This window comes from Streptomyces sp. NBC_01465 (genome assembly GCF_036227325.1).
GTDB lineage: Bacteria > Actinomycetota > Actinomycetes > Streptomycetales > Streptomycetaceae > Streptomyces.
This window is the reverse complement of the sequence record NZ_CP109467.1, coordinates 5,926,213-5,945,623: the sequence shown is the minus strand read 5'-3', so window position 1 is coordinate 5,945,623 and position 19,411 is coordinate 5,926,213. Positions and strand designations below refer to the sequence as shown.

General features: G+C 71.0%; 18 protein-coding genes. 10 read left to right on the top strand and 8 right to left on the bottom strand.

Annotation, left to right across the window (positions count from 1 at the left end; all coding sequences use genetic code 11):
* Positions 1-18 precede the first annotated feature (18 nt).
* Genes OG707_RS28090 through OG707_RS28075 form a run of 4 tightly spaced genes read right to left on the bottom strand, consistent with a single transcriptional unit; the run spans position 19 to position 3,620 of the window.
* Positions 19-669: a response regulator transcription factor gene (locus OG707_RS28090; protein ID WP_329123094.1), complete on the bottom strand. Its 651-nt coding sequence runs from the start codon at positions 667-669 to the stop codon at positions 19-21.
* The gene (locus OG707_RS28085; protein ID WP_329123092.1) at positions 659-1,927 is read right to left on the bottom strand and encodes a sensor histidine kinase; all 1,269 of its coding nucleotides are present in this window, start codon (positions 1,925-1,927) and stop codon (positions 659-661) included. The genes OG707_RS28090 and OG707_RS28085 overlap by 11 nt, the downstream gene beginning before the upstream one ends.
* A 35-nt stretch (positions 1,928-1,962) precedes the next feature.
* Positions 1,963-2,718, bottom strand: coding sequence for an ABC transporter permease (locus tag OG707_RS28080; RefSeq protein ID WP_329123090.1), 756 nt, complete (start codon positions 2,716-2,718; stop codon positions 1,963-1,965).
* Positions 2,715-3,620, bottom strand: coding sequence for an ABC transporter ATP-binding protein (locus OG707_RS28075; protein WP_329123088.1), 906 nt, complete (start codon positions 3,618-3,620; stop codon positions 2,715-2,717). Before OG707_RS28075 ends, OG707_RS28080 begins: the two co-directional genes overlap by 4 nt.
* Before the next feature lie 160 nt (positions 3,621-3,780).
* Between OG707_RS28075 and OG707_RS28070 the strand changes: the two genes are divergently transcribed.
* The 4 genes from OG707_RS28070 to OG707_RS28055 are packed head-to-tail and all read left to right on the top strand — an operon-like array spanning position 3,781 to position 8,876.
* The gene (locus tag OG707_RS28070; RefSeq protein WP_329123086.1) at positions 3,781-5,565 is read left to right on the top strand and encodes an ABC transporter ATP-binding protein; all 1,785 of its coding nucleotides are present in this window, start codon (positions 3,781-3,783) and stop codon (positions 5,563-5,565) included.
* Complete coding sequence (locus OG707_RS28065; RefSeq protein WP_329123085.1) at positions 5,565-7,670, top strand: ABC transporter ATP-binding protein; 2,106 nt, start codon at positions 5,565-5,567, stop codon at positions 7,668-7,670. Before OG707_RS28070 ends, OG707_RS28065 begins: the two co-directional genes overlap by 1 nt.
* 4 nt (positions 7,671-7,674) lie before the next feature.
* Complete coding sequence (locus tag OG707_RS28060; RefSeq protein ID WP_329123083.1) at positions 7,675-8,391, top strand: PaaI family thioesterase; 717 nt, start codon at positions 7,675-7,677, stop codon at positions 8,389-8,391.
* Positions 8,392-8,426: 35 nt separating this feature from the next.
* Positions 8,427-8,876 (top strand): SRPBCC family protein, encoded by a 450-nt coding sequence (locus OG707_RS28055; protein ID WP_329123081.1) that lies wholly within the window; start codon positions 8,427-8,429, stop codon positions 8,874-8,876.
* Positions 8,877-8,899: 23 nt separating this feature from the next.
* On the opposite strand, the gene OG707_RS28050 is transcribed toward OG707_RS28055, so the two are convergent.
* Positions 8,900-9,142 (bottom strand): hypothetical protein, encoded by a 243-nt coding sequence (locus OG707_RS28050; protein WP_329123079.1) that lies wholly within the window; start codon positions 9,140-9,142, stop codon positions 8,900-8,902.
* 84 nt (positions 9,143-9,226) lie between these two features.
* Between OG707_RS28050 and OG707_RS28045 the strand changes: the two genes are divergently transcribed.
* The 4 genes from OG707_RS28045 (at position 9,227) to OG707_RS28030 (ending at position 14,362) form a co-directional block, all read left to right on the top strand.
* Positions 9,227-11,251, top strand: coding sequence for a M4 family metallopeptidase (locus tag OG707_RS28045; protein ID WP_329123077.1), 2,025 nt, complete (start codon positions 9,227-9,229; stop codon positions 11,249-11,251).
* A gap of 203 nt (positions 11,252-11,454) precedes the next feature.
* Entirely contained in the window at positions 11,455-13,083 is a 1,629-nt protein-coding gene (locus OG707_RS28040) for a M4 family metallopeptidase (RefSeq protein ID WP_329123075.1), read from the top strand.
* A gap of 126 nt (positions 13,084-13,209) precedes the next feature.
* Positions 13,210-13,671, top strand: coding sequence for a pyridoxamine 5'-phosphate oxidase family protein (locus tag OG707_RS28035; protein WP_329123073.1), 462 nt, complete (start codon positions 13,210-13,212; stop codon positions 13,669-13,671).
* A gap of 13 nt (positions 13,672-13,684) precedes the next feature.
* Positions 13,685-14,362: a response regulator transcription factor gene (locus OG707_RS28030; RefSeq protein WP_329123071.1), complete on the top strand. Its 678-nt coding sequence runs from the start codon at positions 13,685-13,687 to the stop codon at positions 14,360-14,362.
* Positions 14,363-14,368: 6 nt separating this feature from the next.
* On the opposite strand, the gene OG707_RS28025 is transcribed toward OG707_RS28030, so the two are convergent.
* Both OG707_RS28025 and OG707_RS28020 read right to left on the bottom strand, forming a co-directional pair.
* Positions 14,369-15,142, bottom strand: coding sequence for an ABC transporter permease (locus OG707_RS28025; RefSeq protein WP_329123069.1), 774 nt, complete (start codon positions 15,140-15,142; stop codon positions 14,369-14,371).
* Positions 15,139-16,041: an ABC transporter ATP-binding protein gene (locus tag OG707_RS28020; RefSeq protein WP_329123067.1), complete on the bottom strand. Its 903-nt coding sequence runs from the start codon at positions 16,039-16,041 to the stop codon at positions 15,139-15,141. The genes OG707_RS28025 and OG707_RS28020 overlap by 4 nt, the downstream gene beginning before the upstream one ends.
* 111 nt (positions 16,042-16,152) lie before the next feature.
* Here OG707_RS28020 and OG707_RS28015 point away from each other — a divergent pair, with 111 nt between their 5' ends.
* Together OG707_RS28015 and OG707_RS28010 are read left to right on the top strand one after the other, a co-directional pair.
* On the top strand, positions 16,153-17,697 hold the full coding sequence (locus tag OG707_RS28015; protein ID WP_329123065.1) for a sensor histidine kinase: 1,545 nt from the start codon (positions 16,153-16,155) through the stop codon (positions 17,695-17,697).
* A 45-nt stretch (positions 17,698-17,742) separates the two neighbouring features.
* Positions 17,743-18,138 (top strand): PPOX class F420-dependent oxidoreductase, encoded by a 396-nt coding sequence (locus OG707_RS28010; RefSeq protein WP_329123064.1) that lies wholly within the window; start codon positions 17,743-17,745, stop codon positions 18,136-18,138.
* Between the two features lie 13 nt (positions 18,139-18,151).
* Here OG707_RS28010 and OG707_RS28005 read toward each other — a convergent pair whose 3' ends face one another.
* Positions 18,152-19,369, bottom strand: a complete 1,218-nt coding sequence (locus OG707_RS28005; RefSeq protein ID WP_329123062.1) for an alginate lyase family protein — start codon at positions 19,367-19,369, stop codon at positions 18,152-18,154.
* Positions 19,370-19,411: the final 42 nt, after the last annotated feature.

The following is a 19,411-nucleotide window of genomic DNA, read 5'->3' as shown; positions in this document are numbered from 1 at the left end:
GGTGATGGAGGGGTGGGGTCAGCCCAGGATCTTGCGGTCGTACGCCACCGCGACTGCCGCTGCGCGGTCCTTCACGTCCAACTTGGCGTAGATGTGCGTGAGATGGGTCTTCACCGTGGCCTCGCTGATGAACAGCTCCCGGGCGATCTCCCGGTTCGACGTGCCCTTGGCGACGAGGACCAGCACCTCGCGCTCGCGGGCGCTGAGCGTCTCGTGGCCGGGGGCGGCGGGGGTGCGGACGCGGGAGACCAGGCGGGAGGCAACCGCCGGGGAGAGCACCGTACGGCCGTCGGCGGCCGCCCGGACCGCGGTGAAGAGCTCGTCGCGCGGGGCGTCCTTGAGGAGGTAGCCCGTGGCGCCCGCCTCGATCGCCGGGAGGGTGTCGGAGTCGGTGTCGTACGTGGTGAGGACCAGCACCCGGGAGCGCGCGCCCCTGCGGGTGAGCTCCGCGATGGCGTCGACGCCGCCTCCGCCGGGCATCCGCAGGTCCATCAGGACCACGTCCGGGTCGAGGGAGACGGCGAGTTCGACGCCTTCCACTCCGTTCGACGCCTCGCCGAGCACGTCGAAGCCGGGGGCGTCGGTGAACATGCCGCGCAGGCCGTCCCGTACGACGGGGTGGTCGTCGACGATCAGCAGCGTGATGGTGCGGTACGTGTCAGGACTCATGGCGGACCAAAGGTACGCGAGCGGAGACCGCCGTGCCGTGCCCCGGCTCCGACTCGACGACGACGGTGCCGGCGATCCGTTCGGCCCGTGCGCACATCCCGCCGAGGCCGAACCCGCCGGACGTGGTGGGGGCGGGGAGTTGCTCCGGGTCGAAGCCGCGGCCGTCGTCGCGTACGTCGAGGGCCATGTCGTCGCCCATGTACGAGAGCGTGACGCCGACCCGGGTCGCGTGCGCGTGCTTGCCGGTGTTGGCCAGGGCCTCCTGGGCGATCCGGAGCAGCGTGGCGGCGACCTCGTCGTGGAGGGGCTCGACCGTGCCGGTCACGGTGAACTCGGCGCGTACGCCCGCCCGTCCGGACCATTCGTCGACCAGCTTCTTCAGCGCCTCGGGGAGCGAGTCGTCGGCGAGGGCGACCGGGGAGAGGTTCTGCACGGAGCGGCGGGCCTCGCCGAGGCTGTGGCGGGCCAGCGTCTGGGCGCTGGCGAGATGCTCGGCCGCGGTCTCCGGCGACTTGGTGGTGGAGGCGACCTGGAGCTGGGTGATGATGCCGGTCAGTCCCTGGGCGATCGTGTCGTGGATCTCGGCGGCCATCCGTCGGCGTTCGTCGGAGACCCCCGCTTCCCTTGCCTGGACGAGGAGTTGGGCGTGCAGCGCGGCGTTCTCGTCGAGGGCCTGCTGGAGGCGGGTGTTGGTCTCGGCCAGTTCCTCGATGGTGGAGGCCTGTTTGCGAGTGCGCTCGTCCTCCAGCTCGGAGAGGCGGATGAAGGCGGCGAGCATGATGATGCTGACGACCAGCAGACCCCCGAACAGGGCCCAGCCGGTGGCCCCTTCGGGCGGCAGTCCGCCGATGTACGCACCCGACATGGTGACGGCGGTGGCGAAGAGCCCCGCCCGGATCAGCGGGCGGGGCAGCAGCTTCTCGGCGGTGAAGTAGCCGATGACCGCGTAGAAGGAGAAGAACGGGTTCAGCCAGCAGAGCCAGAATCCGATGCCCCAGCGCAGGGTGTAGTAGACGGTGCTCGCGACCCCGGGGGTCGGGCAGGTGCGGACCGCCCTCCCCCACCACAGCTGGAGGACGAGGGCCGCGACGACCAGCGCCCCCGCCTGATAGACCTGCCCCCTCACGTCCGTCTTGGTCATGCCGACCAGTCCGACGGTGGCGACGCAGAGCACGGAGCCGAAGGCCAGCAGGACGTAGGGACCCCAGCGGTGGAGCTGAGCCAGCCGCTGGTCGACGGCTGTGGAGTGGGTCGTCATACATCCAGTCTGCATGGCGCCGGGCATCTGCTTCCTCACTCCCAGCGGAACCAGCGGGTGGCCGCGGCCGAGAGGACCACGGTCCACAGAGCGAGGACACCGAGGTGGATCCAGCCCGGCCAGTCGCCCGCCGCGGCCTGGTTGAGGGCCTGGGCGGCGGCGCCGAACGGAGTCGCCTCGACGACATGGGCGAGGGCGTCCGGCATGGCCTGGACCGGGACCCAGGTGCCGGCGCAGAACATCATCGGGAAGAAGATCGCGGACCCGATGGCGCTGGCGATCTTGCCCGTACGGGCCATCGCCGAGACCAGGGCGCCCAGCGCGAGCGCTGCCAGGACCGCCAGGACGAGCGCGAGGAGATAGCCGAAGGCCTGGCGCGGCAGTACGACGTCGAAGGCGATCCTGCCCACCGCGAGCGAGAGCAGCGCGGAGATCAGTGCGGCCGCTCCGTGCAGTCCCATCTGGGCGCCGAGCAGGGCGTGCGGGCGGACGGGGGTGGTGGACATGCGGCGCAGGATGCCGCGTTCGCGGTAGCCGGTGATCACCGGGGGCATGGCCTGGAGTCCGGCCAGGATCATCGCCATGAGGACGGTGACGGGAACGTACGCGTCGACGAGGCGGATCCCGCCGAGCGAGGCGTCGGTGTTCCGGAAGGAGGGGATGGAGCCGAGGATCACCAGGAGGAGGGTCGGGAAGGCCATGACCCAGAAGAGGGAGGCGGGTTCGCGGCGGAAGAGCCTGGCTTCGGTCTTCAGTACGGCGGCGCTGCTGCTTGCGGTCGCGGTGCTCATGAGGCGTCGGCTCCCGTCAGGTCGAGGAACGCGTCGTCCAACGTGGCGTCGGTGACACGGAGTTGGTGGGCCGTGATGTGGCGCTGGGCGAGCAGGGTGATGACGGCGTTGACGGTGTCGTCGGTGCCGCTGAGCGTGATCCGGTCGTCCTTGTACTCGACGGAGGAGAGCGCGGGCAGCGCGCGCAGTTCGTTCTCGTCGAGCGTCGAGGAGGGCGAGAAGGAGATGACGGTGGCGCCGCTCGCCCGGCGGATGAGGCCCGACGGGGTGTCCAGGGCGGCGATGCGGCCGCCGTCGATGACGGCGATGCGGTCGCAGAGGCGCTGGGCCTCCTCCATGAAGTGGGTGACGAGGAGGACGGTGACGCCCGAGTCCCGTACGTCCTCGATCAGCTGCCAGGTGTCGCGGCGGGCGCGCGGGTCGAGGCCCGTCGTCAGCTCGTCGAGCACGACGACCTTCGGGTTGCCGATCAGCGCGAGCGCGATGAACAGGCGCTGCTTCTGGCCGCCGGAGAGCTTGCCGAAGCGGGCGTCCAGGTGGGCGGTGAGGCCGAGGCGCTCGGCGAGCGGGCGCCAGTCGGCCGGGTGCGGGTAGAACGCCGCGTAGAGGGTGAGGGCCTCGCGCACCGTGAGCTTCGGCTGCAGTTCGCTCTCCTGGAGCTGGGCGCCGAGGATCTTGGAGACCCGGTCGTGGTCGGCGACCGGATCGAATCCGGCCACCCTGACCGATCCGGCGTCGGGGACCCGCAGCCCCTCGACGCATTCGACGGTCGTCGTCTTGCCCGCGCCGTTCGGGCCGAGGATCCCGAAGATCTCCCCCTGCTCGACGGCGAAGGACACCCCGTCCACGACGGCCCTGCCGCCGTAGACCTTGCGTACCTCGCTGACCTCGATGATTGCCATGTATCGAGAGTCCCGGAAAGCGCGTGGCCGCGGCATCCGCCAACGCGCTCAACCCGCCATCAACCGATCGGTTGATGGGGCACTACGACCGGTAGGGGGCTTCGCGGGTGCCCAGAAATTCTGTGGGCATTGTCAGTGGCTGTCCGTAGGGTCGGTGCTGATGCCCAGAAAAGATGCACCACCCAAGGAACTGTCCGCCGCACGCAGTCTGATGCGTCTGTGGCCGTATGTGCGGCCCGTACGAACACGGCTGGCCAGTGCGGCATTTGTCGCCGTTGTCGCATCCTGCCTGGGGCTGGTCATCCCCCTCGTACTGAAGTGGATCGTCGACGGCCCGGTCGCCGACCGGGACACCGGCGGGGTCTGGCTCGGGGCGTTCATGCTGCTGGGCCTCGGGATCGCTGAGGCGCTGCTCTTCGGGCTGCGGCGGTGGCTGGTCGCCCGGCCGCTGTCCCGCGTCGAGGCGTCCATGCGGGCCGACCTCTACCGGCATCTGCAGCGGCTGCCCGTCGCGTTCCACGACCGGTGGGCCTCGGGGCAGCTGCTCTCGCGCGGCACGACGGATCTGATGCTGCTGCGGATGTTCCTCGCCTTCCCGCTGACGTTCCTGCTGGTCAACGGGGTGACGATCCTCGTCGGGTTCATCATCCTGCTCCAGCAGCAGTGGTCGCTGGGTCTTGTACTGCTGGCCCCTGTCGTCCCGCTGGTGATCCTCTGTGCGCTCTTCGAGTCCAAGTACTCGAAGGTCACCCGGCTCTCCCAGGACCAGGTCGGCGATCTGACCACGGTCGTCGAGGAGAGCGTGCTGGGCATCCGCATCATCAAGGGCTTCGGCCGCCACCGCAGTCAGGCGCAGGCCTTCCGCGAACTGTCGGCGAAACTGCGCGGGACCGAGCTGTTCAAGGCGCGGCTGCTGGCCTCCATCTGGGCGCTGATCATGACGCTGCCCGAGGTCGCGATCGGTGCGGCGCTGGTGCTCGGCACGGTGCAGGTCGCCGACGGTGACCTGTCGGCGGGCACGCTGGTCGCCTTCCTGTCGACGGCGCTCGCGCTGCGCTGGCCGGTGGAGTCGATCGGCTTCCTGATCGCCATCAGCCAGGACGCGGCGACGGCCACGACACGGTACTTCGAGGTCCTGGACGTGGCCGAGGAGCTCGACACCGAGACGGCCGAGGCGGTCTCGCCCGACGCCTCGGGCCTGGTCTTCGAGGGGGTCGAGTTCCGCTACCCGGACGCCGCCCCCGACGCCCCGCCGGCCCTCGCCCACATCGATCTGCACATCCGCTCGGGCGAGACGATGGCGCTGGTCGGTGCGACGGGCTCCGGCAAGACGACCCTCACCGCCCTCGTACCGCGTCTGCACGAGATCACCGGGGGCCGCATCACCCTCGACGGTCAGGACATCACGCTCATGGCGCGCGAGCGGCTGCGCGAGCTGGTCTCGGTGGCGTTCGAGGAGCCGACGCTCTTCTCGGCGAGCGTCGGCGAGAACGTGCTGATGGGCGACGCGGGCGCGGACGAGACGGCGCTGAACCGGGCCCTGTCGGTGGCCCAGGCGGAGTTCGTGCACAACCTGCCCGACGGGACGGGGACCCAGGTCGGCGAGCAGGGCCTGAGCCTCTCGGGCGGCCAGCGCCAACGCCTCGCGCTGGCCAGGGCGGTGGTGGGCCGGCCGCGCTTCCTCGTACTGGACGATCCGCTGTCCGCGCTGGACGTGCACACGGAGGCCCTGGTCGAGGCGGCCCTGCGCCGGGTCCTGGAGTCGACGACCGCACTGGTGGTGGCGCACCGCCCGTCCACGGTGATGCTCGCCGACCGGGTCGCCCTGCTCTCGGACGGCCGGATCACGGCGGTCGGCACCCACCACGAACTGCTGCGCAGCAACGCCGAGTACGCCTGGCTGATGTCGGGCGCGGACGCCAACGCCGTTGAGGAGAACGCCTGATGACCTCGTCGCACACGACGACGCAGCCCGCCCAGGACGAGGACCCGGGTACAGGGGACGCGGCAGGGAGCGGGGCCGCCGACACGGCAGCAGCGCCGGGCTCGACCCGCGCCGCCGACGACGCGGGCAGGGACGACGCCGGCGCCGACCGGTCCGGCGGCCCGCGTACCCCGGCGGCCGAAACCGCCCCGCTTCCGCGGCAGTCGGGGGCCGACGGGCAGGCCACCAGCGATGCTCCCGGCGCTGACAACGGGGTCCGGCCCGGCAGTCAGGCCGGTCCCACCGACAAGAGCGCAGCCGACGGCACCGGCGGCGACCCCTTCGACAAGGACGCGCTGCCCGCGCCCGCCGGGGCCACCCGGGCTCTGCTGCTCTCTCTTCTCCGGCCGTTGCGCGGGCGCGTTCTCGTCGCGACCCTGCTCCTCCTTCTGCAGCAGGCCGCCGTGCAGGCCGGGCCCATGCTCGTCGCGTACGCCATCGACCGCGGTGTCCCCGCCTTCCGGGACCACGACTACGGGCCGCTGATCGCCGTCGGCGCCGGGTACCTCGGCTGTGCGCTGGCCTCCGGGATCCTGCAGTACTCCTTCATCCGCGCCTCGGCCCGCGTCAACCAGGACGTCCTCCTCGATCTGCGCGGCCGGATCTTCCGCCACGCGCAGGCCCTCAGCGTCGACTTCCACGAGCGCTACACCTCGGGCCGCCTCATCTCCCGCTCCACCACCGACGTCGAGTCCCTTCGCGAGCTCCTCTCCGAGGGGCTCCAGGAGCTCATCGGCGTCATCCTCTCCGGCGTGTACATCTGCGCGATGCTCCTCTGGCTGGACCTGGGCCTGGGCGCCGTCGCCGTCGCCTCCTTCGTCCCGCTCTACCTCCTCGTCCGGCTCTACCAGCGCCGCGCGGGACGGGTCTTCGCCCGGCGGTCCACCGCCATCGCCGCCGTGATCGTGAAGTTCGCCGAGACCATGAACGGCATCCGCCCGGTCCAGGCGTTCCGCCGCGAGCGCGCCAACGACGCGGACTTCCTCGTCCTCAACCGCCGCCACGAGCGCACCAACGGCGACGCCCTCCTGGAGATGGCCCGTTACGTGGTCGGCTCCCGGCTCGTCGCCAACACCGCCGTCGCCGCGATCGTCCTCTGGGGCTCCTACCGCGTCGCCGAGGGCGGCCTCGCGCTCGGTGTGCTCGCCGCCTCGGTGCTGTACCTCCGCCGACTGTACGACCCGATCGACCGCCTGGGGATGTTCCTCAACTCCTACCAGTCCGCGGCCGCCTCCCTGGAGAAGATCGCGGGCCTCCTCGCCCAGACCCCCACCGTCCCCGCGCCCACCACCCCGCAGCCGCTGCCCGCCCTCGCCTCCGAACACCCGGGCCGCACGGTCGTCTTCGACGACGTCCGCTTCGCCTACCGCACCGGCGGCGAGGTCCTCCCCCACTTCGACCTGACGATCCCCGCCGGTCAAACCGTCGCCGTCGTCGGCTCGACGGGCGCGGGCAAGTCCACCCTCGCCAAGCTCCTCGCCCGCTTCTACGACCCCACCGACGGCACTGTCCTCCTGGACGGCGTGGACCTGCGCGACCTGGACACCCCCGAACTGCGCAAGGGGGTCGTCATGGTCACCCAGGAGGCGTTCCTCTTCTCCGGCACGGTCGCCGAGAACATCGCGATCGGCCGCCCGGACGCGGCCCCCGAGGAGATCGAGCAGGCCGCGAAGGCGATCGGCGCGCACGACTTCATCGCCTCGCTCCCGGACGGGTACGACACCGACGTACGCAAGCGGGGCGGCCGGATCTCCGCCGGCCAGCGCCAACTGGTCGCGTTCGCACGGGCGTTGCTCGCCGACCCGGCGGTCCTGATCCTCGACGAGGCGACGAGCTCCCTGGACATCCCGGGCGAGCGGGCCGTACAGCGCGCGATGGACACCGTGCTGCGCGGCCGCACCGCGGTCGTCATCGCGCACCGCCTCTCCACGGTGGAGATCGCCGACCGGGTCCTGGTGATGGAGCACGGCCGGATCGTCGAGGACGGCGCCCCGGAGCAACTCATCGCGGGCACCGGCCAGTTCGCCGGTCTGCATCGCGCCTGGCGGGAGAGTGTGGTGGGCTGACGCCATGAGCGCAGAGATCGTCACCGTCCCGGCCCGTGTGCACGGCTACCCCGGTGTCGCCTTCGGCGGATACGTGGCGGGGCTGCTGGCCGACCGGGCGGACGCCAAGACCGTACGCGTGGACTTCCGCGGGGCGGTGCCGGTCGACACCCCCGTCCGGATCGCCCAGAACCCGGACGGCGGCGCCGAGTTGACCTCAGGGTCCACCGCGCTCGCGCTCGCGAGCCCGCGCGAGCTGACGCTCGACGTGCCGGACGCCCCGTCGTGGGCTGAGGCGCTCGCAGGGACGGAGGCCCGCCTCCAGAACCCGGACGGCGGATTCACCGACTGCTACGGCTGCGGCGAAGGGGTGACCCCCGGCCTCGGTCTGCGCATCTTCGCGGGGCTCGCCCCCGGCCGGGACCTGGTCACCGCCGCCTGGACGCCCGACCCCGGGCTCGGCGCGGACGGCGGGGTACTGCCGCCCGAGGCGGTGTGGGCGGCGCTGGACTGCCCCGGCGGGATCGCCGCACTCCAGCTGGGGTCGGCGAAGGCGGGCCTGGTCACGGCGGCGCTGACCGCCACGGTGCTGCGCCCGGTCGTCGCGGGCGAGCCGCATGTCCCGTACGCCTGGGTGATCGCGGAGTCGGGGCGCAAGCACACGGTGGGCATCGCGCTGGCGACGGCGGAGGGCGAACTGTGCGCGGTCGCCGAGGCGTTGTGGCTCGACCCGCGGACATAGCAGGCATTTCCGCCCGGTGACCGTAGGGTCGGGGGATGCCCGTCTTCCGCGTACGGTCCATCTCTCCGCGCCCGCCCGCCGACACCTGGCTGCGGGTCACCGACTGGCCGGCCCATGCCGCCTCCGTCCCCCTGACCAGGACCGTCGTCCTGACGCCGCCGCCCGCGGGTGAGGGGACGCGGTTCGTGGCGCGTACGGCGGTGGGGCGCTTCACCGTGGTCGACGATCCGATGGTGGTCGTGCGGTGGGAGCCGCCCGTCGAGGGCGCCTCCGGCTCACCCGGGGTGTGCCGGGTGGAGAAGGAGGGGCGGGTCCTGACCGGATGGGCCGAGATCGAAGTCGCGGCGGACGGCCGCGGCGGGTCGGTGGCCACCTGGACCGAGGAGCTCGCCGTCGCCCGGCTGCCCGCTTTCACCGACCCGGTCCTCCGCCGCGTCTCACGGTTCGTTTTCGGACAGGCCCTCGACGCGATGCTCCGCCCCTGACCCCTCACCCGGATGGCAAGAAATCAGCCGCGGCCGTCGCCGCCGCCACGGCCGTCGGACAGCCGGTCATGAACACCCTCTTCGCCGAAGAGGAATTCGAACTGAACACGGACATGTTCTTCGAATCCGGCCTGCAGCACACGCCAGAGCGCCTCATGGCGCCGGTCGACGTTGCATCCGCATACCGAACAACCCCCGTCGGGCAACGGACACTTTCCGGCCAACTTCTTGATGCGCTCCTGACAGAACGTTCCCTCGGCTGCCACTCTTCCCTCGTTCTGCGCACAGCTTGCTCTGCTAGGGCGGCCCGACCAGCTGCCCCAACACCCCCCATTGCAGAAGGAGTTCGCGTGAGACCCACGCATCGTCGCGCCACAGCCACCGGGGCACTTCTCGCCGCCGCAGCCCTCCTCGCCGCCGGGATCCAGACCGGTACGGCGTCCGCCACCCCGCAGGCGGCGCCCGCCGCCACCGCGGGCAAGGTGAACCCCGGCGCCCTGCCGGCCAAGCTCTCCCCCTCCCAGCGCACCGAGCTGATACGTCAGGCGGGGGCCACTTCGGCGGCCACCGCCAAGGCGCTTCACCTGGGCGCCAAGGAGAAGCTCCAGGTCAAGGATGTCGTCAAGGACCAGGACGGCACCCTCCACACGCGCTACGAGCGCACCTACGACGGGCTCCCCGTCCTCGGCGGCGACCTCGTCGTATCGGCGAAGGCCGGGAAGACCCAGGGCGTCACCAAGGCGTCCCAGGCCTCCCTCACCGGTGTCGACACCAGCGCGGACGTCGCGCCGGCCGCCGCCGCGAAGACCGCGCTGTCCGCCGCGAAGGCGCAGGGCTCGACGAAGACCGAGGCCGACCGGGCACCCCGCAAGGTGATCTGGCTGGCGCAGGGCAAGCCGACGCTGGCGTACGAGACCGTCGTCGGCGGGCTCCAGGACGACGGAACGCCGAACGCGCTCCACGTCGTCACGGACGCCACCACCGGCAAGAAGCTCTTCCAGGACCAGACGATCGAGACCGGTGTCGGCAACACCGAGTACAGCGGTCAGGTCACCCTGGGCACCACGCAGTCGGGCTCGACGTACAACCTCACCGACGCCGGGCGCGGCGGCCACAAGACGTACAACCTCAACCACGGCACGTCCGGCACGGGCACCCTCTTCTCGGGCCCGGACGACACATGGGGCAACGGCGCGGCGTCCAACGCCGAGACCGCGGCCGCCGACGCGCACTACGGTGCCGCCGAGACCTGGGACTTCTACAAGAACGTCCTGGGCCGCAACGGCATCAAGAACAACGGCGTCGCGTCCTACTCCCGCGTCCACTACGGCAATTCGTATGTGAACGCCTTCTGGGACGACAGCTGCTTCTGCATGACGTACGGCGACGGCTCCGGCAACGCGGCGCCCCTCACGGCGATCGACGTGGCCGGCCACGAGATGTCGCACGGTCTGACGGCGGCCACCGCGAAGCTCAACTACAGCGGTGAGTCCGGCGGTCTCAACGAGGCCACCTCCGACATCTTCGGCACCTCGGTGGAGTTCTACGCGAACAACACCACCGACGTCGGCGACTACCTCATCGGCGAGAAGATCGACATCAACGGCGACGGCACCCCGCTGCGCTACATGGACAAGCCGAGCAAGGACGGCGCGTCCAAGGACTCCTGGTACTCGGGTCTCGGCAACCTCGACGTCCACTACTCCTCGGGTCCGGCGAACCACTTCTTCTACCTGCTCTCCGAGGGCAGCGGCACCAAGGTCATCAACGGTGTCACCTACAACTCGCCGACCGCGGACGGTCTTCCGGTGACGGGCATCGGCCGGGACAAGGCCATCCAGATCTGGTACCGGGCGCTGAGCACCAAGTTCACCTCGACCACCAACTACGCGGGCGCCCGCACCGGTGCTCTCGCAGCGGCCAGTGAGCTGTACGGCGGCACCGCGAGCACCGAGTACAAGGCGGTCCAGGACGCGTTCGCGGCCATCGCGGTCGGTGCGCGCTCCGGCGGCGGCACGGACCCGGGCGGCAAGGTCTTCACCTCCAACACCGTGGTCTCCATCCCCGACGCGGGCGCTGCGGTCACCTCGTCGATCCCGGTCACCGGTGTGACGGGCAACGCGCCCGCCACGCTCAAGGTGGACGTGAACATCACCCACACCTGGCGCGGTGACCTGGTCCTGGACCTGGTGGCCCCGGACGGTTCGACGTACCGGCTGAAGAACTCGAGCTCCTCGGACTCGGCCGACAACGTCATCGCGACCTACACGGTCAACGCCTCCACCGAGGTGGCCAACGGCACCTGGAAGCTCAAGGCCCAGGACGTCGCGGCGCAGGACGTCGGAAAGATCAACAGCTGGAGCCTGACCTTCTGATGAGGTCGCGCAACAGCTGATTCCGGCCAGACCGGGTGGGGCGTCTCCCTGGACGCACGGGCAGCGCCCCACCCTCCAGCTGTGAATTTTCGGCCAAGACCGTTTTGCCCCGATGACATGCCCACACCATGTCTGCAAGGCTTCTCCCGCACCACGAGGCACCCGCATTCCCACCCCCCACCCCTTAAGAAAGGGAACTTCAGGTGACCCCTCAGATATCCCGCTCTACGCGCGTCGCCGGGTCGATAGCCGCCGCCGCGCTCCTGGCGACCGGCCTCACCGGGCTGGTCTCCTCCCCCGCCGGCGCCACCCCCACAGTCGCCGGTGCACAGCCGCTCTCCCTCTCCGCCTCCCAGCGCGCGGAGCTGATCCGTGAGGCCACCGCCACCACGGCGGCCACGGCCGACACGCTCTCGCTCGGCAGCCAGGAGAAGCTCGTCGTCAGAGACGTCATCAAGGACGCGGACGGCACCACGCACACCCGCTACGAGCGCACCTACGCCGGACTCCCCGTCCTGGGCGGCGACTTGGTGGTCCACGAGGCCAAGTCCGGTGCTACGAGCGTCACGAAGGCCACCACCAAGTCCATCGAGGTGGCGAGCACGACCCCCGCCCTCAAGCCCGCCGCGGCCCAGTCCAAGGCCCTCACCACGGCCAAGTCCGCGGGCGCCGAGAAGGCGACCACCGACCAGGCCCCGCGCAAGGTGATCTGGGCGGCCTCCGGCACGCCCACCCTCGCGTACGAGACGGTGGTCGGCGGCTTCCAGGACGACGGCACCCCCAGCCAGCTGCACGTCGTCACGGACGCGACCACCGGCGCCAAGCTGTCGGAGTGGCAGGCGGTCAAGACCGGCACCGGCAACAGCGAGTACAGCGGCAAGGTGACGCTGGGGACGACGCTCTCCGGCTCGACGTACCAGCTGAGCGACGCGGCACGCGGCGCCCACAAGACGTACAACCTCGCCCACAAGACCAGCGGCAAGGGCACGCTCCTCACGGACGCGGACGACGTCTGGGGCGACGGCAACGGCTCCAGCACGCAGACCGCCGCGGTCGACGCGCACTACGGTGCCGCGCAGACCTGGGACTTCTACAAGAACGTCCTGAAGCGCAACGGCATCAAGGGTGACGGCGTCGCCTCCTACTCCCGCGTCCACTACGGCAATTCGTATGTGAACGCCTTCTGGGACGACAGCTGCTTCTGCATGACGTACGGCGACGGCTCAGGCAACGCCGCCCCGCTGACCGCGCTCGACGTGGCCGGCCACGAGATGTCCCACGGCCTGACGGCGGCCACCGCCAACCTCAACTACAGCGGTGAGTCCGGCGGCCTGAACGAGGCGACCTCCGACATCTTCGGGACCGCGGTGGAGTTCTACTCCAGCAACGCCTCGGACGTCGGCGACTACCTCATCGGCGAGAAGATCGACATCAACGGCGACGGCTCTCCGCTGCGCTACATGGACAAGCCGAGCAAGGACGGCGCGTCCCTGGACGCCTGGAAGTCGACCGCGGGCAACGTCGACGTCCACTACTCGTCGGGCATCGCCAACCACTTCTTCTACCTGCTGAGCGAGGGCAGCGGCGCCAAGACGATCAACGGCGTCAGCTACAACTCCCCGACCTCCAACGGCTCCACGGTCACCGGCATCGGCCGGGACAAGGCCATCCAGATCTGGTACAAGGCCCTGACCACGTACATGACCAGCACCACCAACTACAAGGCGGCCCGCACCGCCACCCTCAGCGCCGCGTCCGCGCTGTACGGCGGCACCGCGAGCACCGAGTACAAGGCGGTCGCGGCCGCCTGGTCGGCAGTGAACGTCAGCTAGCCGTACCGCTCCACGCTCCACCCCCCACACGAGCCCCGTCGTCCGCCATCCGGCGGTCGGCGGGGCTCCGGGCGTAGGACCTCGGCCCGATGCGCCGCAGGCCGGGCCGGGTTAGCGTCACCGTCCATGAAGATCACCGCACCGCCCCGCAGCCGGGAACAGCGCACGGCCGACGTACTGGCACGGCTGGAGAGCGAGCTCGACATCTGGGTCGCCTCCGCCGACGCGGACGGCGTTCCGTGCCTCGTCGCGCTCTGGTTCGTCTGGGACGGCGAGGCGCTCTGGCTGGCCACGCGTCTCACCAACCCGACCGGCCGCAACCTCCGTTCCGGCGGCCGGACCCGGCTCGCGCTCGGGCACACGCGGGACGTCGTCCTCATCGACGGCGAGGTGGAGACCTTCACGTTGTCGGAGGTTCCTGCACGGGCTGCGGACGCCTTCACGGAGCGGACCGGCTGGGACCCCCGCGAGGAAGGCGGCTCGTACGCCTACTTCAGGGTCGTCCCGACCGCCGTACAGGCGTGGCACGAAGTGCGCGAGCTCAAGGGCCGGCATCTGACCGTGCCGCTCGTGGGGCCGTCCCGCTGACTAGGCTGATCACATGACCTCCCAGCCCCGCGTACGCGTCCTGCTCGCCGACGACGAAGCGATGATCCGTGCGGGGGTGCGGGCGATCCTCACCGCCGAGCCCGCCATCGAGGTCGTCGCGGAGGCCGGCGACGGGCGCGAGGCCGTCGAACTCACCCTCAAACACCGGCCGGACGTGACCCTGCTCGACATCCGCATGCCGCGGCTCGACGGGCTGCAGGCGGCCGAGGAACTGCGGAAGGTCGCGCCGGAGACCGCGCTCATCATGCTCACCACCTTCTCCGAGGACGAGTACATCGCGCGGGCGCTCGGCTCGGGCGTCAGCGGCTTCCTGCTGAAGTCGGGGAACCCGCGGGAGCTGATCGCGGGCATCCAGGCCGTCGCCGAGGGCGCCGCCTTCCTCTCACCCGAGGTGGCCCGCCGGGTCATCACACACCTCGGCAGCGGGCAGCTCTCGCGGGCATCCGCCGCACGCGCCCGTCTTGAGGGGCTGACCGCACGGGAGCGGGAGGTCGTGGCGCTCGTCGGGGGCGGGCTGTCCAACGCGGAGATCGCGGGGAAGCTCTTTGTCGTCGAGGGGACGGTGAAAGCGCACGTCAGCGCCGTCCTCGGTCGGCTCGACCTCAAGAACCGCGTGCAGCTGGCGATTCTGGCGTACGAGGCCGGGCTGGTCGCCGAGGACGGCGCATGAAGTCGGTTACGCGTCCCGGGAGTTGAGGACGCGTGCGGCTGCCGCGAGCGCTGCCGCCGCCCACGCCGCGAGGATCAGCAGCGCCACCGCCGGGCCGAAGGGGTGCGTGTCGCCGCTCATGAAGCCGATGCCGGCGGTCGAGGGGAAGCACTCGGAGAGGTTCGCGAGCCAGGTCTGGCCGAGCACCTCCGCAAGCCCGAGCAGCAGCAGCGGAAGCACCAGCATCACCACGAAGAGAACGGTGACCGTCCCCGCCGAACTGCGCAGCACCGCTCCCGTGCCCAGCGCGAAGACCGCCGCGAGCGCGCAGAAGACCCCCATCGCCAGGATCTGCCGTACGGCCTGACCGCCGTCCAGGACCCCGTACTGCTCCAGCGACGGGCCTCCGGTGAAGGTGCCGAGCGCCCCGTTGAGCACCCCGGCCCCGAAGCCGAGCCCTGCGACGACACCCGCCTTGGCCAGCAGGAGCCGGGCGCGGACGGGGACGCACTGGAGGGAGGTCGCGAGGGAGCCGTGCGCGTACTCACTGGTGATGGCGAGGACGGCGGGGGCGATCACGATGAACTGCACGAAGTAGGCGGTGAGTTGGACCGCGACGCTCGTGTACGCGACCGAGCCGGGCGCCGCGTGCGCCGCCTCGTTGTTGTTGGTCATCGTCATCGCCGTCAGCGGTGCGGAGGCCACCATCGCGAGGGCCGAGGCGGCCACCGCCCACCACGTCGAGCGCAGGGTGCGGAGCTTGATCCACTCGGCGTTGAGGGCGTTCATGGTGCTGCTCATACGGTGGCCTGCGCCTTCTTCTTGTAGTCGACGCTGTCGGCCGTGAGGTCCATGTAGACCTGCTCCAACGAGGCCTCGACGGCGTGCAGTTCATGGATGCGTACGCCTGCGGTGTGTGCGAGATCGCCGACGCGGTCGGTGGTCGTACCTGACACGATCAGCTCCTGCGCGCTCTCCCAGCGGATGTCCGCCGGGGGCAGGGCGGCGGCGAGGGGGCCGAGCTCGGGACCCCGAACGCGTACGGAGGAGGAGTGGAGCAGCTCGCCGATCTCGGTGTCCGCGATCAGCTTCCCCCTGCCGATGACGACGAGGCGGTCGGCGGTCTGCTCCATCTCGCTCATCAGGTGCGAGGAGATGAAGACGGTGCGGCCCTCGGCGGCGAGCGAACGGAGGAAGGTGCGGATCCAGCGCACGCCGTCGGGGTCGAGGCCGTTGACGGGCTCGTCGAGCATCAGCACCTGCGGATCGCCGAGCAGGGCGCCCGCGATCCCGAGCCGCTGCCCCATCCCGAGGGAGTACGTCCCCGCCGCCCGCCCCGCGACCTCGGTGAGCCCGACGGTGTCGAGCACCTCGTCGACGCGGCGGGCGGGGATGGCGTGGGTGGCGGCCATGGCGAGGAGGTGGTTGCGGGCGCTGCGACGGGGATGGAGGGCCTTGGCGTCGAGGAGCGCGCCGATCTCGCGGAGGGGGTGGGCGTGTGCGGCGTACGGCTTCCCTGCGACGAGGGCGGTACCGGAGGTGGGCCGGTCGAGGCCCAGGATCATCCGCATGGTGGTGGACTTGCCGGCGCCGTTGGGCCCGAGGAACCCGGTGATGCGTCCGGGGGCGATGTCGAGGGTGAGGCCGTCCACGGCGGGGGTGGGGCCGTAGCGCTTGGTGAGTTCACGCAGCTGAATCATGGGGACGACGCTAGGGATCGGGGCAGGTCCGGCTCATGGGGCGAAGGGAAGCGACATCCCCCGACTTTCGTCGGGGGCGGGGGACGGGGCGCGTCGGGCAGAGTGGGGATCATGCAGAGCAAGCCCCTCGATACCACCTGGCGCACCCGTGCCGTCGACCTCGCCCTCTGGGTGCTGGTCAGTGTGCCCGTCACCCTCAAGGCCGACGGCAATGACGGCGGTGCCTGGTGGCAGATCGTTCTCGGTGTTGCCGCCCTCGGCCTCGCCGTCGGCCTTTCTCGCCGTCGGCCGCTGCTCTCGCTCCTCATCGCCGTCGGCCTCAGCCTCGCCGTCACACCCGAGATGTGGACCTCCGCCTACGGCACCGCTCTCGTCCTGTTCGGGTATCTGGCCGGGCGGCGGCTGGAGCGGGCCCGGCCCGCCCTCGTCACCTTCTGCGCTGTCGCCGTCGGCGGGCTGGTGCTCTCCATGGCCGTCGGCGACGATCTGTGGGCCTGGCTGACCCAGCTCACCACCCTCGTCTTCACCGTCGTCATCCCCTGGCTGATCGGCCGCTACGTACGGCAGTACGCCCAACTCGTCAGCGCGGGCTGGGAGTTGGCCGACCGGCTCGAGCGCGAGCAGCAGGACGCCGCCGACCGCGCCCGGCTGCGCGAGCGGTCCCGGATCGCGGGCGACATGCACGACTCGCTCGGGCACGACCTCGCGCTGATCGCGGTACGGGCGGCCGCCCTGGAGGTCGACCGCGCCCTCGGGCCGCAGCAGCAGGCCGCCGCCGGGGAGCTGCGGGCGGCGGCCGGGGCGGCGACCGCGCGGCTGCGGGACGTCATCGGCGTCCTGCGCGAGGACGACGCGGCGGCCCCCGTCACCCCCGCCGACGAGACCGTCGCCGAACTGGTCAAGCGCGCCCAGGAGTCGGGGATGGCGGTGGAACTGGCCGAGGAGGGACCGGAGAGCGAGCTCGCGCCGATGACCGGCCGCGCCCTCCACCGCACCGTCCAGGAGGCGCTCACCAACGCGGCGAAACACGCACCCGGAGCGCGGGTCGCGGTCTCTCTCGTACGGACCGACTCCGCCCTCACGGTCACGGTCACCGGCGCCCCGCGCCCGGCGGGCCCGCTCCCCGGCGCCACCGGGAGCGGCACGGGCCTGGTCGGCCTCGACGAGCGCGTCCGCCTCGCGGGCGGCGCGCTCACGCACGGCCCGACACCCGAGGGCGGCTTCGCGGTGTGCGCCGTACTGCCGTACGCACCGGGGCCCGCCTCCGCGGCCCGCGCACCCGAATCCACCACCTCCGCCCGGGAGTTGGCGCACGCACGGAAGCGCGTACGGCGCGGTCTGGCACAGGCCATCTGGATTCCGGTGGCCGTGGTGGCGGGGCTCGCGTGCATGATCGGGCTGTTCTCGCTCTACACCCAGTACCGCTCGGTCCTGGACCGCGCCGACTACGACCGGATCCGGGTCGGGCAGAGCACGGCGCAGGTCGACGACCTTCTCCCCCCGTACGACATGGACGGCGCCCCCGAGGGCGCGCCGCCGGAGCCCGCGGGCGAGGAGTGCGCGTACTACCGCACCCGCGCCTACGACTCACTCCCCGCCTACCGGCTCTGCTACCGGGACGGACGCCTCACATCGAAGGCGGTCGTCGGGGAGTGAGGCGTCAACCGGCATAGATCCAGGGGCTGTTGTGTTCACCCCGGCATGACTGTCTTCGACGAAGCGACACGCGAACTGCTCGACGGCCGGAACTTCGCCACCGTGGCCACGCTCGACGCACGGACCTGCGACCCGCAGACCTCGGTGATCTGGGTGCTCCGGGACGGCGACGAGCTGCTCTTCTCGACCCTGGCCGGGCGCCAGAAGGCCCGCAATCTGGCGAAGGACCCACGGATCAGCGTGACCGTGGTCGACCAGGAGAACCCGTACCGCACGGTGGAGATCCGCGGCACGGCCACCGTGACGGAGGACGTGGACACCGCCGTCCAGCACGAGGTCTCGCAGAAGTACGTCGGCCAGCCGCCGCCCGCCGACAAGGCCGGTGAGGTCCGGGTGGTCGTCCGGATCTCACCGGCCAAGGTGGTCTACTTCTCCGCGTGACAAGCGCAGACCGTCACGCCGGGTTGTTCGCGTGCGTGAGCGTCTCCCAGGCCACGAAGAGGTTGTTGGAGCCGGCCGGGCGCTGCTGCTCCGTCAGCGCCTGGGTGTTGGTCATCGCGTAACCGAGCCTGTTGTGGAGGGCGTTGAAGCCGACCTCGGCGATCGGGCCGAGGCTGTCCTTCAGCGTTCCTCCGCAGAGGTTCGACGGGACGGCCGCGCCCATCATGTACTTGGACTGCAGGCCCAGCGCCTGGCGCAGCCGCTCGGCGATCTCCGGGTAGAGGTCCTGGCCCTGGATGCGGCTGGTCTCGGCGATGTGCGAGATGGCGGAGATGCCGTAGCCGGTGTGGGTGAGGTCGCGGCAGGTCTCCTGGGTGAGGCCGTCCATGAAGACCGACTGGCCCTGCCAGTACTTGATGATCGCCGCGCTGCCGCTCAGCCCGCTGTTCGGGGCGACCTTGGGCAGGGCGCCGTCTGCGCTGATGTAGATGTACGCGGGGACGCGGCCGCGGAAGGTGGCGACGGCCTTGTCGTAGGAGGTGCGGTCCTCCAGGAAGACGGAGATGCCGATCGCGGCCTCCGTCATCGACAGCTCCCAGTTGCCGTTGGAGTTGGAGCCCTTGATGACGGTGGGCAGGTAGACGTCTCTGAGCATGGTGCCGAAGCGGCCCGAGTTGGCCCAGCCGCCGGTGTAGGTGTACTTGACGATCTCGGCGGCGCGCGGCCACACCGACCCCGCCCAGCCGGTCTGCAGCGGGGCGTTGCTGTTGGTGTGCGCCTTGATCACGGCCGACCAGGCGTCCATGATCTCGATGGCCTTCTTGGCGTACTTGGCGTCCTGGGTGATGTACCAGGCGAGCGAGAGCGTGTACGCGGCGATGGCGTCCTCGCGCTCGTCCGTACAGCCGTAGTTGGGGTTGGAGTAGGACCCGCACTCGACGGTGGCGCGCGGGGCGGCGGTGCGGGTCAGCGAGGCGTACTTGCTCGCCATCATCTGGTCGTACGCGGCCTTCCAGGGGGCCGCGCCCGCCTGGACCTTGCCCCGCACGAAGTCGAGCTGCGGGCGGCTGACCAGCACGCCGGGGTGGGTGAAGGCGGCGGGGGCGGCGGCGACCGCCGGGGCTTCGGTGGTCGCCTTCGCGGCGGATGCCTGGGGTATGAGCGTCAGACCCAGGACTGCGGCGAGTCCGGCGGCGGCAGCGGCCGTCCAGACTCTGAAGCGGGTACGCATGTGGGGGGTGCCTTCCGGTCGGGGACGAAACGCCAACTGCGT

Coding starts and splice junctions, on each gene's coding strand:
- OG707_RS28090 (WP_329123094.1), bottom strand. CDS start 669: ATGAGTCCTGACACGTACCGCACCATCACGCTGCTGATCGTCGACGAC.
- OG707_RS28085 (WP_329123092.1), bottom strand. CDS start 1,927: ATGACGACCCACTCCACAGCCGTCGACCAGCGGCTGGCTCAGCTCCAC.
- OG707_RS28080 (WP_329123090.1), bottom strand. CDS start 2,718: ATGAGCACCGCGACCGCAAGCAGCAGCGCCGCCGTACTGAAGACCGAA.
- OG707_RS28075 (WP_329123088.1), bottom strand. CDS start 3,620: ATGGCAATCATCGAGGTCAGCGAGGTACGCAAGGTCTACGGCGGCAGG.
- OG707_RS28070 (WP_329123086.1), top strand. CDS start 3,781: ATGCCCAGAAAAGATGCACCACCCAAGGAACTGTCCGCCGCACGCAGT.
- OG707_RS28065 (WP_329123085.1), top strand. CDS start 5,565: ATGACCTCGTCGCACACGACGACGCAGCCCGCCCAGGACGAGGACCCG.
- OG707_RS28060 (WP_329123083.1), top strand. CDS start 7,675: ATGAGCGCAGAGATCGTCACCGTCCCGGCCCGTGTGCACGGCTACCCC.
- OG707_RS28055 (WP_329123081.1), top strand. CDS start 8,427: ATGCCCGTCTTCCGCGTACGGTCCATCTCTCCGCGCCCGCCCGCCGAC.
- OG707_RS28035 (WP_329123073.1), top strand. CDS start 13,210: ATGAAGATCACCGCACCGCCCCGCAGCCGGGAACAGCGCACGGCCGAC.
- OG707_RS28030 (WP_329123071.1), top strand. CDS start 13,685: ATGACCTCCCAGCCCCGCGTACGCGTCCTGCTCGCCGACGACGAAGCG.
- OG707_RS28025 (WP_329123069.1), bottom strand. CDS start 15,142: ATGAGCAGCACCATGAACGCCCTCAACGCCGAGTGGATCAAGCTCCGC.
- OG707_RS28020 (WP_329123067.1), bottom strand. CDS start 16,041: ATGATTCAGCTGCGTGAACTCACCAAGCGCTACGGCCCCACCCCCGCC.
- OG707_RS28015 (WP_329123065.1), top strand. CDS start 16,153: ATGCAGAGCAAGCCCCTCGATACCACCTGGCGCACCCGTGCCGTCGAC.
- OG707_RS28010 (WP_329123064.1), top strand. CDS start 17,743: ATGACTGTCTTCGACGAAGCGACACGCGAACTGCTCGACGGCCGGAAC.
- OG707_RS28005 (WP_329123062.1), bottom strand. CDS start 19,369: ATGCGTACCCGCTTCAGAGTCTGGACGGCCGCTGCCGCCGCCGGACTC.